This window comes from Streptomyces sp. NPDC017056 (assembly GCF_044332485.1).
GTDB lineage: Bacteria > Actinomycetota > Actinomycetes > Streptomycetales > Streptomycetaceae > Streptomyces.
This window is the reverse complement of the sequence record NZ_JBIRPD010000004.1, coordinates 308,510-320,848: the sequence shown is the minus strand read 5'-3', so window position 1 is coordinate 320,848 and position 12,339 is coordinate 308,510. Positions and strand designations below refer to the sequence as shown.

Here is a 12,339-nt window from a genome sequence, read left to right as displayed (position 1 = left end):
GGCGGCGGGCAGGGGGTCGGCCCGGTTGTCGTTTTCCTTACGGCCGGCCGCGGCAGCGGTCATTCCGCTTCGGTGCCGGTCCGGTGGGCCCCGGTGTGCGCCCGGTGGAGCAGGGCGTCGAGCACCGAGTCCAGGTAGCGGTCGCGGTCGGCGGGGCCGGGCAGGTTCTGCGGTACGGCGTGCCCCAGCTGGGCGTGGCCGAGGTACGCCGTGTACGCGAGCAGTCCGCGGCGGCGCGCCTCGGCCTCGGGGAAGCCCAGTTCGGCGAAGAGTCCGGCGAGGTAGCCGATGCGGCGCTCGGTCACCCGGCGCAGGACCGCCGCGACGCGGGAGTCGGCCGCCGTCGCCAGGAGGGAGACCTCCAGGGGGTCGTCGGCCGCCGCCGCGGTCGCGTACGCGAACAGCCCGCGCAGCCGCCGTTCCGGGTCGGCTTCCGCCTCCACCAGGGCGTCCCGGTTGGCGAAGTGCCAGTAGAAGCTGCCTTTGGTGGTGCCGAGGCGGGTGGCGATCGGCTCCACGGCCACCGCCGCCAGGCCGCCTTCGCCGAGGGCGGCGAGGGCGGCGTCGGCCCAGTCCTCGGCGGTCAGGCGCCGGCGGGTGCCGCCGCGCCGCGCCGCCGCCCGGCTGCCGCGCCCGGCCCCGGTGCCCGGCCCGCGGCTGCCTGGAAGGGGGTGCTGCGCGGCGCGTTCCCCGGGCTGGGCCGTGCGGAGACCGCGGACGGCGGGGAGATCCTGCTCGGCCGGGACGCCAGGCACCTGGACTTCCGGGCGTCGGTCCTGGTCGAGAGCCCCGGGACGGGGGAGCGGACCGCGGGACACGAGGGCCGGGTGACGCTGAGCACGGTCGTACGGACCCACGGCACGGGCGGGCGGCTCTCCTTCGCGGTGGTCCGCCGCGCGCACCCCGTCCTCGCCCGCGCGCTGCTCCGCCGTACCCACCGCCGCCTGGCACTGGCCGCACCGAGCGCCGGGGAGCGCGAGTTGGCCGCGCGCGCCCCGCAAGCCGGGTACGGTCACCGCATACGGCCGTGACCGGGCGGCCGCGCCGGCCGGCTCCGGACGGGCGCGCGAGAAACAGGACGAGGGAGAGCGACCGATGACCACGGGCGATGCCTGGGCCTTGAGCGAGGAGCGTGGCACCGTGCGGCCCGCCCTGATACCCGAGGTGTACGACGCGGCCGCGCTGCCGGACCCGCTGCCGGCCGGGGGCGGGCAGCCGGTGTCGCTGTGGCTGGTCCGCACCGTGCCCGGGGCCGGGCTGCACGACACCGCCGTGCTGGACGGGACCGAGCGCGAGCGGACCGCCGCGTTCGTACGGCCCGGCGACCGCGACACGTACGCCACCTCCCACGGCGCGCTGCGCCGCCTGCTCGGCGCGTACCTCGACCGCGACCCGGCGGAGCTCCGGTTCGTGCGCGAGCCCTGCCCCTGCTGCGACGAGCCGCACGGCCGCCCCGCGCTGGCCGGCGCCGAGATCCCCCTGCACTTCTCGCTCTCCCACACCGGCGACATGGCCTTGCTCGGGTTCGCCCCCACGCCCGTGGGCGTGGACATCGAGAGGCCGGCGTCGCCCCGTACCGTGGCCGAGGTGTCGGGCATGCTCCACCCGCAGGAGCGCGCGACGCTGGACGCTCTCCCAGAGGACGCGCGTCCCGCCGCCTTCGCGCGCTGCTGGACGCGCAAGGAGGCGTACTTGAAGGGCACGGGAAGTGGCCTGGCGGGCGACCTGATGACCACCACCCTGGTCGGCGCGGGACCGCTGCCGGTCGCGGTGCCGGGCTGGGACATGGCGGACGTGTCGGTGCCGGAGGGGTACACGGCGGCCTGCGCGACCCGCACGGCGACCGCCACGCCGTGACCGGCTCCGGCGGCCCGGTGCGGCCGCGCCGGGGGTGGCGCGACTCGCGCACCTGTCCGTATCGCCTGGCGCCCGCCCCCGTGGCTTCATAGGATCGGACGATGGCCGACGATCACTATCTCGCCACGGGGCCGCGGGTGTCGCTGCGGCACTTCTCGGCCGCGGACCGGGACGAGTTCACGGCGCGGGCGCGGGAGAGCGTGTCCCTGCACCGGCCGTGGCTCTCGCCGCCGGTCACCGCCGCCGCGTACGACGGCTACCTCGCCAAGCTGCGGGAACCGACCCGCGAGGGATTCCTGGTCTGCGCGAACGAGACCGGCCGGATCGCGGGCTTCCTGACGATCAACAACATCGTCCTCGGCGCGTTCCGCTGCGGGGCGGTCGGCTACGGCGCCTTCGCGCACGCCGCGGGGCGGGGGCTCATGAGCGAGGGGCTGCGGCTCGCCATGGGGTACGCCTTCGGCGAGCTGGGGCTGCACCGCCTGGAGATCAACATTCAGCCGGCCAACGAACGCTCGATCGCCCTGGTCAGGCGCGCGGGTTGCCGCCTGGAGGGCTGCTCGCCCGACTTCCTGTTCATCGACGGCGCCTGGCGGGACCACCAACGCTGGGCCATCACCAGTGACATGTTCGAGGCTGCCTGATGTCCGAGATCACCTTCCGTTCCCCCGTACCGGTGCTGCGCGTGTTCGACGTGGCCAAGGCGCACGAGTTCTACCTCGGCTACCTGGGCTGCACCGTCGACTGGGAGCACCGCTTCGCGCCGGAACTGCCGTTGTACACGCAGGTCTCGCGCGGCGGCCTCGTCCTGCACCTGTCCGAGCACCACGGCGACGGGACGCCGGGCACGGTGGTGTACGCCGAACTGAGCGGCGTACGGGCGCTGCACGCCGAACTGGCGGCCAAGGACTACCCGTTCCTGCAGCCCGGCCTGGAGGAGGACGGCGAGATCGGGCTGACGCTGACCCTCACCGACCCGTTCGGCAACCAGCTGAGGTGCAACGAGCCGCCGGCGGCGTGAGCCGTCAGCGGCCCTTCCTGTTGATCTTGCGGCGCGATACCCACCGGCCTCCCGCCCGAACCCTGTTGAAGACCGGGCGCCGGTGAGGTGAGATGGCGGAATGCGCCGCATCGTGCTCCTCGACGCCCCCTCCAACCTCGGCCTGCGCCCGCCCGCGCCCGGTACCGTGCCTGGCTGCTACAAGCTGGCGGGCGCGCTGCGCGAACAGGGCCTGCTGCGGCGGCTCGGCGCCCTGGAAGGCGGGGTCGTGACGCCGCCCCGCTACGACCTGAGCGGCTGGCGGGAGGGTAACGGCGACTTCAACGCCGCCGCCATCGCGGACTACACCCGCCGCCTCGCCGGCCGCGTCGAGGCGCACGTGCGGGCGGGGGAGTTCCCGGTCCTGCTGGGCGGCGACTGCTCCATCCTGCTCGGCGCCGTACTGGGCCTGCGCCGCGCCGGCCGTTACGGCGTCGCCTACCTCGACGGGCACGCCGACTTCCGGCACCCCGGCAACACCGGCCGCAACGGCCCCGTGGGCGCCGCGGCAGGCGAGGGCGCCGCCCAGATCACCGGCCGCGGACAGGCCGACCTCACCGGCATCGACGGCCTGGCACCGTACGTGCGCGACACCGACCTGCACATCCTCGGCATCCGCGACGACGACGCGGACCGGCCCGAGCTGGCCTCGCTCGGCATCGGCCACCGCACGGCAGGCGAGATCCGGGAACAGGGCCCGGACGCCGTCGCCCGCAAGGTCCTGCGCGACCTCCAGGGCACGGCACCGGACGGCTTCTGGATCCACCTGGACGCGGACGTGCTCGACCCGTCCGTGATGCCCGCCGTCGACAGCCCCGACCCCGGCGGCCTGCGTACCGGGGAACTGTACGAGCTGCTCGCCCCGTTGGCGGCCTCCCCGCGCTGCGCGGGCCTCGACCTCGCCATCTACGACCCGGACCTCGACCCCGAGGGCGCCGGCGCGAAGCTGTTGGCCGACCTTCTCGAAAGCGTTCTTGTGCGACTTTGACCACATCTGGCCACAAGTAGCCCTGTTCAGGCGCCCGCCGACAGGGTTCCATGGTCAACAAGCGGCCGCCGCACCCGAGGCGGCCCGGTACAACCATGCGAGGCAGCCGTGGCCACGAGTGTGCGACGCACGACCCTGACCCTTCCCGCAGCGCCCGTCGGGCCGGCCAACCCGCTGCCCGCCGTGCGCGCACCGGGTGACGTCCACCGCGTCACGCTGCCCGAAGGCACGGACCTGCCGCCCGACATGGCCCGCCAGCTCGCTTACGAGCCGCTGGACTCCCTGCTGCCCGTGAGCATCCGCGACGGCTACGGACGCACGCGTTCCGCAACGGCCCTCGACGCCCTCGTCATCGAGAACGACCGGCTGCGCGCCACCGTCCTGCCCGGCCTCGGCGGCCGGGTGCACTCGCTCCACCACAAGCCCACCGGCCGCGAGCTGCTGTACCGCAACCCCGTGCTCCAGCCCGCCAACTTCGCGCTCAACGGCGCCTGGTTCTCCGGCGGCATCGAGTGGAACACCGGCGCCACCGGACACACCACTCTCTCCTGCGCCCCGGTGCACGCCGCGACCGTACCGGCGCCCGACGGCGGCGAGATGCTGCGCCTGTGGGAGTGGGAACGGCTGCGGAACCTCCCCTTCCAAGTGGACCTGTGGCTTCCGGAAGGCTCCGACTTCCTCTACGCCGGCGTCCGCATCCGCAACCCCCACCTCAACGCGGCCCCCGCCTACTGGTGGACCAACATCGCCGTACCCGAGACCGAGCACACCCGCGTCCTCGCACCGGCCGACGCGGCCTGGCACTTCGGGTACGAGCACACGCTGCGCCGCGTCCCCGTACCCGAGTCCGAGGGCGCCGACCGTACGTACCCGCTGCGCAGCGAGTTCCCCGCCGACCACTTCTACGACATCCCGGACGGCGAGCGCCGCTGGATCGCCTCGCTCGACGCCACGGGCCACGGCCTGGTGCACACCTCCACCGACACGCTGCGCGGCCGCAAGCTCTTCCTGTGGGGCGCCGGCCGCGCGGGCCGCCGCTGGCAGCAGTGGCTCACCGAGCCCGGCAGCGGCGGCTACGCGGAGATCCAGGCGGGCCTGGCCCGTACCCAGCTGGAGCACGTACGGCTCGAAGGCGGCGCGGAGTTCGCCTGGCTGGAGGCGTACGGACCGCTCGCCGCCGACCCCGCGGCGGTGCACGGGACGGACTGGCCGGCGGCCCGCCGCGAGGTCGGCGACCGGCTCGAAGAGCGGCTCCCGCGCGAGCGGATCGACGCGGCCTACGAAACCTGGCGGCCGTACGCGGACCTCGAACCGAAGGAGACGCTGGCCACCGGCTCCGGCTGGGGCGCCCTGGAACGCGCCCGCACCGGCCACGACCTGCCCGGCACCCCCTTCGCCGAAACCACCATCGGCCCCGAGCAGCAACCCTGGCTGACGCTGCTGCACACCGGCGACTTCCCGCGCGGCGGCGGCGTGCCGGTCGCTCCGCTGGTCGCCGCGCCGTGGCGCGACCTGCTGGAATCCGCCCCGCCCGGCCCCGGCACCGACTACCACCTGGGCATCGCCCAGTGGCACGCGGGCGACCGCGCCCAGGCCGTCCGCAGCTGGGAACGCGCCCTGGCCCACGGCACGGACTGCCGCCCCCTGTACTGCCTCGCCGTCGCCGAGGAAGCCGCGGGCGAAACGGCCCGCGCGGCCCAGCGCTACGCGGAGGCACTCGCCTGCGCCTCGCACGGCGAAGAGGACGGCGAGGCGGCGGGCCCCCTCCTGGCGGCCCTGGTGCGCGAAGCCGTCCCCGCCCTGCTCGCCGCCGGCCGCGCCGACGAAGCCGCCGCCGCCCTCGACCGCCTGCCCCCGGACGTCCGCGCCGACGGCCGCTTCGTCCTCCTGACGGCCCGGACCGCCCTCGCCCGGGGCGACGCCGGCGCCGCCCGTGCCCTCTTCGACCGCGGCTTCGAGGTCCCCGACCTCCGCGAGGGCGACGAGACCCTCGGCGACACCTGGTACGCCATCGCCGAACGCCTCACGGCGGGCTCGGGCCCCGTCACCGAAGCCGTCCGCGCCGAGGCCCGCACACGGCATCCGCTTCCTGAGAACTACGACTTCCGGATGCGGGCGGTGTGCGGCACGGCCCCCGGACGGCCGACGGGACAAGGCGGACAAAGCGCGTGAAGCGTGAGTAAAGTGTGGCTCAAGGGCCGTACGGGTGCGGGGCCGCGCACGCCCGGCCGTACGCGCACGCCACTTCGGCCGAATCCGTCCCACCGCGCCGGGAAGGAGCACCGCCATGCCCGCTCATGCCGGCCACCGGCTGCACACCGTCCCCTTGGGGCGCGTCCTCGACGGGCTGCGGGCAGGCGGACCGCTGGGGATGCTGGAGCGTACCGGGCGGCAGTCGGGAGGCGCGCTGACCCGGCTGGACCTGGGCACCTTCCGGCCCTTCCTGGTCACCCACCCCGACCACCTGCGGCACGTCCTGCGCGCCCACGGTGCGAACTACCGCCGTGGCACGGCGATGTGGAAGGCGATGGGCCGGCTGACGGGGCTCGGGATCACGGGCGAGGGCCCGCGCTGGCGGGCCAGCCGCGACCTGTGGAGCCAGTGCCTGTCGGGCGGCGCGCACACCCTCGCCGACGCCACGGCTGCCTCGGTCGCCGGCGCGGTGGCGGACCTGGAGCGGCGCGTGGCGGCGGGCGCGACGGTGGACGCGCTGGCGGAGATGACCCACGTCGTGCTCCGGGTCGTGAACCCGGTCTTCTTCGGCTCGCGCATTCCGCAGCAGCAGTGCGACCGGCTCGCCGCGGCGGTCGCCGTCGCGTTCGACTCGCTGCTGTGGCGGATGGCGCTGCCCTTCGTGCCCCTCGCGGTGCCGATGCCGGGCGACCGTTCCTTCACCCGCGCCGCCCGTACGGTCCGGGAGATCCTGCTGCCGCTGATCAGCCGGGCGCGGCACGAGCACCACGGCGGTCCGGACCTGATGAGCAGGCTGCTCGACGGCGCGGACGCCGACGGCTGCCCGCTGAGCGACGCGCACGTGGCCGAGGACATCGTGGCCCTGTTCGTGGCCGGTTCGGAGTCCAGCGCCCTCACCCTGACCTGGGCCTGGGTCGCCCTAGCGGGCCACCCGGAGGTCGCGGCGGAGGTCCGCCGCGAGGCCGACGCGGTAGTGGGCGGTGGGCCGCTCCGGCCCGAGCACGCCCGCGGGCTGGTGTTCACCCGGAGGGTGCTGGCCGAGGTCTGCCGCCTGTACGCGATGGCCTGGGCGGTGCCGCGGACGGCCGTCGCCGCGGACGTCGTCGACGGGGTGACCATCCCGGCCGGGGCCACCGTGGTGCTCTCCCCCTACCTGACCCACCGGCTGCCCGCCTTCTGGGAGCGGCCGCTGCGCTTCGACCCGGGCCGTTTCGCCGAGGAACGCGTCCGCGGCCGGCATCCGCTGGCGTACCTGCCCTTCGGCGACGGGCCCCACCAGTGCGTCGGCCAGTCCTTCTTCCTCCAGCAGGCGGCCCTGGTGGTGGCCGCGATGACGAGCCGCTTCCGCATCGCCGTGCCGGCCCCGGCCGAGCCCAGAGCCGCGGTCGCGCTGCGCCCGCGGAGCCGGGTCGGCCTGGTGCTCACTCCGCACTGACGGTTCGGCGCGGCCTCAGAAACGGTCCCACCACCAAGCGATGGACGGGACCGGTGGGGGTGTGTCGTTGCGGGGGGCGGTCAGGGTGAAGGAGCCGGTGGTGCGGACGGCTTCGGGGTGCCGGCCGTCCGGGTTGGTGTAGCGGCCGGCGCGCAGACCCCATTCGAGGTTGCCGCGGACCAGGTGGGAGAGGTGGTCGAGGTAGTGCCGCAGCGGTTCACCGGCTCCGGGCAGCACCTGGTCGCGCAGCCGGACGAAACGCAGCGTCAGCCGGTCGCACAGGTCGGCGGCCGCGGCCATCGCCGCTTCTAGGCCCAGGCCGTGCTCGGCGGCCAGTACGTCGACGAGGTTCAGGCGGCAGCGGGCGGGCCGCGGGGCGCGGGCGGCCAGCCAGCGTTCCTTGCCGTAGGAGAACAGGTCGTCGTCGAAGGCCGCGGTGGTGAAGGCCAGTTCGCTCAGCGCGCGCACCACGGGGGAATCCATCGCCGCGCCGGGGATCTCCGCTCCGTCGACGACCTCCATCCAACTGGTGGTCGCCGTGCCGGCCGCGGTGTGCTGGCGCAGACGGGCGTAGTCGTCGAGCGACGGCGTACGGTCGCGCAGGCGGCAGCCGAACTCCCACAGCACGCCGAGGAACCAACTGCGGTGGCCGTCCACCATGCGCCTGATCTGCACCGGTGTGCCCTCGGCGCGGCACCGTGCCGCCAGGTCGCCCGCCGCTCGCAGGAAGGGGTCCCCGGCTCCGTCCGGCACCGTTCCCGGTGCCTCCAGCACCCGCAGCAGGCGCGTGGCGAAGCCCGCGAAGTCCCCGGCGCGCAGGCTGGCCGGCCCCTCGTCGCAGTGCAGGTCGTCGAAGGCGAACATCAGCGCGCACCAGTCCACCGCCAGCTGGAGGCGGTCGGCCGGCGCCCTGGGCATGATCCTGCCGTAGAAGCCCCCGACGTCGTTGCCGGCCATCCGCACCCGCTGCGCGCCGTCCCGGCACAGGCCGTACCCGTTCAGCCAGACCGCCGCGCGTGCGTTCAGCAGGCGGGCGTCCGGATGTACGGCACTGGGGAGCGGGCAGAACCGCGGGGGGAGCGCGACACGCAAGCGCCCGGCGGCGTCCTGCTCGCGGACGCCTGCGACGGTCCGGCCGAGGACGCCTCCCGTACCCGTCACGGCAGCAGGGTGCGGGAGAGCGTCTGCGCCGCCTGGGCCACGTCACCGCCGGCGGTCGCGTCGAACACCGTGCTCCCGGCGGACAGCGGGCTGGTGCCGAAGGCGTTGCTCAGGGCGTTGTGCCCGCCCGTGCCCAGGGTCAGGGCGGCGGCGCCCTGGGCCGAGCCCTTGGCGAGGTCGACCTTGGTCTTGTCCGCCTGGAAGGCGAAGCCGAACAGCTCCGTCTGCTGCTGCCCGGCCCGGCCGGCCTTGGCGCCGTCGGCGGTGGCCGTGCCGTTGGCTGTGTGTGTGCCGAAGTCGAAGGCCAGGTCCGTGAAGGACACGCTGCGGCCCCCGGCCTTGCGGAAGACGAGGCCGCCGTCGGCCGGCACGGACCCCTTGCCGAGGTCCAGCGCGAACTCGCCCTTGGTGATCGGCAACCGCACGCACCGGCGCCCGCCGACGTCGGTCACCTGCGCCGGGCTCTTCGCCTCCAGCGTCACACCCTGATCGGCCAGCGCCTTGCCGGCGGCCGCGGTCGGGCAGAAGTCCGTCTGCGCCTTGCCGACCTTCACCTGGGGAGCGGGCAGCACACTCGGGGCCACCCCGGCCGCCGCGCCGGCCCAGGACAGGACACATCCTCCGGCGACCAGCGCACAGGACGGCACGACGATACGGGCCCAGCGTGGCAAAGGCATGACGGCTCCTGTCGGTGAGGGGCAGACCAGCGGGTCCGCTCCGCTGGTCGGCCCCGTGCCCCCGTACGGGCCGACCACCTTCCACGCGAACACACCTCCCGGCCCGGAACGACCACGCGCGGGCCATTCGGGTGACACCGGCACGGCGAAGGCCGTTGCGCATCATGGGCCGCGCCGGGGCCCACGATCGCGTACCGGCCGGGAACAGCACGGCGCGGCCACCGGAGGCGAGCCCCTGCGGCTTCTTCGAGCGACTACGTTGGGAAGCATGACCATGAAAGCAGTTATCGCGAACAGCTACGGCGACCCCGGCCAACTCCACTACACCGACCGGCCCGTCCCCAAGGTCGCGCCGGACTCGGTGCTGGTGCGGGTCAAGGCGGCAGGCGTCAACCCCGTCGACTGGAAGGTGCTGGCGGGCTACCTCGACCCGATCATGGACGTGCACTTCCCGCTGATCCCCGGCTGGGACGTGGCGGGGGTGGTCGAGGCCCTCGGCGACGACGCGACCGAGTTCGAGGTCGGCGACGAGGTGATCGGATACGTACGCAAGGACGCGGTGCAGCAGGGCACGTTCGCCGAACTGGTCGCCGCCCCCGTGCGGACGCTGGCGCGCAAGCCGGCCGCGCTCGACTGGCAGCAGGCGGCCGGACTGCCGCTCGCCGGGCTCACCGCGTACCAGGCGCTCGACCGGGTCGGCGTCACCGCGGGCGAGACCGTTCTGGTGCACGCCGCGGCCGGCGGCGTCGGCTCGCTCGGTGTGCAGATCGCGGTGGCCCGCGGCGCCCGCGTCATCGGCACGGCCAGCGAGCGCAACCACGACTTCCTGCGCTCCCTCGGCGCCGAGCCGGTGACGTACGGCGAGGGTCTGGCCGAGCGGGTGCGGGAGCTGGCGCCCGACGGGGTGGACGCGGCCCTGGACTTCGTCGGCGACGGCGCCGTCGACGTCTCGCAGGAGCTGCTGCGAGACACCTCCCGGGTCGTCTCCGTCGTCGACGGCGACGTGCGCAAGAAGGGCGGGCACCTGGTGTGGGTGCGGCCGGACAGCGCCGGTCTGACCGCGCTGGCGGACCTCGCCGACGCCGGGAAGCTCACCGTCAACGTCGACACGGTGCTGCCGCTTGCCGAGGCGGCCGAGGCGTTCCGCCGCAGCCAGGAGGGCCGCACGCGCGGCAAGATCGTGGTGGAGGTCTCCTGACGGGCGGGCGGTGGCGGCCGTCAGGTGGCGGCCGGCCCCGGCTCGGGCGGCGCGAACCGGCGCTCCCACGCGCCCGGTTCGGTGAACGGCGAAACCGCTGCCGGCCCGTCATGGGAGCGGTCGCCGGTCCTTACGCCGCTTTCCGGTCGACGTACTCGAAGACCGAGCCGTCGGGGTGGCGGGCGACGAGGTTGCGGCCGATCGGGGTCGGCAGCGGGCCCGCGATGATCTGTGCGCCGACCGCCGTCAGGTCGGCCACCGCGTCGTCCACGTCCTTGACGGCGAGGGTGGCGGTGATCTTCCTGAGGATCGACAGCTGCTCCTCCGGGCCGCTCATCAGGAAGAAGCAGCCGACGGCCGCGACCGAGACGCCGCCGTGCCGAAAGCGCATCGCCTCGGCGCCGGTCAGCCGTTCGTACACGCCGATCGCGGCGTCGAGGTCGGTCACGCACACCCGCAAGGAGGTCCCCAGAATGTCCATGGGGACGAGCGTAGTTGGGGCGCCTGCGCCACGCGATCAGTTGGGGAATTACGTCGCCGGGCGGCGTCAGCCGGTCATCACGAGGCCGTCGTCGGCGGCGCCGCGCGAAAGGACGGTCTCGCGGATCGCGTCGCGGGCCCGCGCGTGCGTGCTGCCGCGCGGCGCGTCCTGGGCCAGCGGGACGACGCGGAACGCGTGGTCGACGTCGGTGAGCTGGGGGACGAACTCCGCCGTGGCCACGGTCCAGCGCCCGCCCGCCTTGCCGGGCGGCGCGAAGGTGAAGCGGGCCATCGAACTCTGGTTGCCGCGGGAGTCCACCGCGCCCTGCGGGTTGTACATGTAGCCGGCGAGCTGGTCGCCCATGCCGTACACCACCCAGGTGCCGTTGACCTTCTCGTACGCCTGCGGTACGTGGGCGTGGGTGCCGAGGATCAGGTCGATGTCGGGGCGGCCGCCGGTCCGGGCCGCGGTGAGGGCGCGGGAGAGGGTGCGCTGCTGCTCGTCGGGTTCCTGCTGCCATTCGGTGCCCCAGTGGAGGCTGACCACGACGACGTCGGCTCCCGCGCGGCGGGCGGCCCGCGCATCGGCGAGGATCTTGTCCCGGTCGATGAGGCCGACCGCCCAGGGCTGCCCTTCGGGCAGGGCGATGCCGTTGGTGCCGTAGGTGTAGGCGAGTTGGGCGACCGTCGCGCGGCCGGCCTTGAGGAGGGCGGGGCGGGCGGCCTCGGAGGCGGAGCGGGCGGAGCCGGCGTGCCGTACGCCGGCCGCGTCCAGGGCGTCGAGGGTGCGGCGCACCCCGGCGCCCCCGGCGTCCAGGGTGTGGTTGGAGGCGGTGGAGCAGGAGTCGTAGCCGGTGGCTTTGAGGGCGGCGGCGACCTGCGGCGGCGAGACGAAGGCAGGGTAGCCGGTGAAGGGGCCGCTGTTCTCGCCGTACACCGTCTCCATGTGGCAGATCGCCAGGTCGGCGCCGGTCACCAGGGGGCGGACCCCGGCGAGCATGGGGCCGAAGTCGTGGCCGCCGCCGTGCGCGTCCTTGCGGGCCTGCTCGATGATCTCGGTGTGCGGGAGCACGTCGCCGGTGGCCAGGAGGGTGAAACCGCCGGGTACGGCGGCCTTGGCGGGCTGCCGGGAGGCGGTGCCGGCGCCGGGCCGTCCGGCGGCGGGCTGCTGGGGGCCGCAGCCCGCCGCCAGGAGCGTCACCGCCGCCAGGGCGGCCAGGACGGCCGGTCCGTGCGTTCGTGTCACGGACCCTTCATACCGCGACATGGAGGGTGATACGGAAATATGCGGGCGTTCGGGTCAGGCCCGGC

13 protein-coding genes are annotated in these 12,339 nt (G+C 74.7%); 8 read left to right on the top strand and 5 right to left on the bottom strand.

Annotated elements, in window-relative coordinates; genetic code table 11:
- Window positions 1-59: 59 nt before the first annotated feature.
- Window positions 60-587: a TetR/AcrR family transcriptional regulator gene (locus tag ACH4OW_RS09920; RefSeq protein WP_398026646.1), complete on the bottom strand. Its 528-nt coding sequence runs from the start codon at window positions 585-587 to the stop codon at window positions 60-62.
- Window positions 588-827: 240 nt separating this feature from the next.
- On the opposite strand from ACH4OW_RS09920, the gene ACH4OW_RS09915 reads away from it, so the two are divergent.
- From ACH4OW_RS09915 to ACH4OW_RS09885, 7 genes are all read left to right on the top strand, one after another.
- Window positions 828-1,031, top strand: a complete 204-nt coding sequence (locus tag ACH4OW_RS09915; protein WP_398026416.1) for a hypothetical protein — start codon at window positions 828-830, stop codon at window positions 1,029-1,031.
- Window positions 1,032-1,095: 64 nt separating this feature from the next.
- Window positions 1,096-1,857 (top strand): 4'-phosphopantetheinyl transferase family protein, encoded by a 762-nt coding sequence (locus ACH4OW_RS09910; protein WP_398026414.1) that lies wholly within the window; start codon window positions 1,096-1,098, stop codon window positions 1,855-1,857.
- A gap of 101 nt (window positions 1,858-1,958) precedes the next feature.
- Window positions 1,959-2,501, top strand: a complete 543-nt coding sequence (locus tag ACH4OW_RS09905; protein ID WP_360123886.1) for a GNAT family protein — start codon at window positions 1,959-1,961, stop codon at window positions 2,499-2,501.
- Window positions 2,501-2,878, top strand: coding sequence for a glyoxalase superfamily protein (locus ACH4OW_RS09900; RefSeq protein WP_398026412.1), 378 nt, complete (start codon window positions 2,501-2,503; stop codon window positions 2,876-2,878). The genes ACH4OW_RS09905 and ACH4OW_RS09900 overlap by 1 nt, the downstream gene beginning before the upstream one ends.
- 100 nt (window positions 2,879-2,978) lie before the next feature.
- A complete protein-coding gene (locus ACH4OW_RS09895; RefSeq protein ID WP_398026410.1) occupies window positions 2,979-3,884 on the top strand; it encodes an arginase family protein in 906 nt (301 codons plus the stop codon).
- 108 nt (window positions 3,885-3,992) lie between these two features.
- Window positions 3,993-6,056, top strand: a complete 2,064-nt coding sequence (locus tag ACH4OW_RS09890) for a DUF5107 domain-containing protein (RefSeq protein WP_398026408.1) — start codon at window positions 3,993-3,995, stop codon at window positions 6,054-6,056.
- 115 nt (window positions 6,057-6,171) lie between these two features.
- Window positions 6,172-7,512, top strand: coding sequence for a cytochrome P450 (locus ACH4OW_RS09885; RefSeq protein WP_398026406.1), 1,341 nt, complete (start codon window positions 6,172-6,174; stop codon window positions 7,510-7,512).
- A gap of 15 nt (window positions 7,513-7,527) precedes the next feature.
- Here the strand turns inward: ACH4OW_RS09885 and ACH4OW_RS09880 are convergent, their stop codons facing one another.
- A complete protein-coding gene (locus ACH4OW_RS09880) occupies window positions 7,528-8,673 on the bottom strand; it encodes a glutamate dehydrogenase (protein ID WP_398026404.1) in 1,146 nt (381 codons plus the stop codon).
- Window positions 8,670-9,350: a hypothetical protein gene (locus ACH4OW_RS09875; RefSeq protein WP_398026402.1), complete on the bottom strand. Its 681-nt coding sequence runs from the start codon at window positions 9,348-9,350 to the stop codon at window positions 8,670-8,672. Before ACH4OW_RS09875 ends, ACH4OW_RS09880 begins: the two co-directional genes overlap by 4 nt.
- A 274-nt stretch (window positions 9,351-9,624) precedes the next feature.
- Between ACH4OW_RS09875 and ACH4OW_RS09870 the strand changes: the two genes are divergently transcribed.
- On the top strand, window positions 9,625-10,548 hold the full coding sequence (locus ACH4OW_RS09870; RefSeq protein WP_398026644.1) for an NADP-dependent oxidoreductase: 924 nt from the start codon (window positions 9,625-9,627) through the stop codon (window positions 10,546-10,548).
- A 130-nt stretch (window positions 10,549-10,678) separates the two neighbouring features.
- On the opposite strand, the gene ACH4OW_RS09865 is transcribed toward ACH4OW_RS09870, so the two are convergent.
- Both ACH4OW_RS09865 and ACH4OW_RS09860 read right to left on the bottom strand, forming a co-directional pair.
- Window positions 10,679-11,029 (bottom strand): VOC family protein, encoded by a 351-nt coding sequence (locus ACH4OW_RS09865; protein WP_398026400.1) that lies wholly within the window; start codon window positions 11,027-11,029, stop codon window positions 10,679-10,681.
- Between the two features lie 66 nt (window positions 11,030-11,095).
- Entirely contained in the window at window positions 11,096-12,295 is a 1,200-nt protein-coding gene (locus ACH4OW_RS09860) for a CapA family protein (RefSeq protein ID WP_398026398.1), read from the bottom strand.
- Between the last annotated feature and the right edge of the window lie 44 nt (window positions 12,296-12,339).

What these genes read in the sequence shown, in the direction of transcription:
- ACH4OW_RS09870 (WP_398026644.1), top strand. Translation starts at nt 9,625, where the DNA reads ATGAAAGCAGTTATCGCGAACAGCTACGGCGACCCCGGCCAACTCCAC.
- ACH4OW_RS09910 (WP_398026414.1), top strand. Translation starts at nt 1,096, where the DNA reads ATGACCACGGGCGATGCCTGGGCCTTGAGCGAGGAGCGTGGCACCGTG.
- ACH4OW_RS09860 (WP_398026398.1), bottom strand. Translation starts at nt 12,295, where the DNA reads ATGTCGCGGTATGAAGGGTCCGTGACACGAACGCACGGACCGGCCGTC.
- ACH4OW_RS09885 (WP_398026406.1), top strand. Translation starts at nt 6,172, where the DNA reads ATGCCCGCTCATGCCGGCCACCGGCTGCACACCGTCCCCTTGGGGCGC.
- ACH4OW_RS09900 (WP_398026412.1), top strand. Translation starts at nt 2,501, where the DNA reads ATGTCCGAGATCACCTTCCGTTCCCCCGTACCGGTGCTGCGCGTGTTC.
- ACH4OW_RS09895 (WP_398026410.1), top strand. Translation starts at nt 2,979, where the DNA reads ATGCGCCGCATCGTGCTCCTCGACGCCCCCTCCAACCTCGGCCTGCGC.
- ACH4OW_RS09865 (WP_398026400.1), bottom strand. Translation starts at nt 11,029, where the DNA reads ATGGACATTCTGGGGACCTCCTTGCGGGTGTGCGTGACCGACCTCGAC.
- ACH4OW_RS09905 (WP_360123886.1), top strand. Translation starts at nt 1,959, where the DNA reads ATGGCCGACGATCACTATCTCGCCACGGGGCCGCGGGTGTCGCTGCGG.
- ACH4OW_RS09875 (WP_398026402.1), bottom strand. Translation starts at nt 9,350, where the DNA reads ATGCCTTTGCCACGCTGGGCCCGTATCGTCGTGCCGTCCTGTGCGCTG.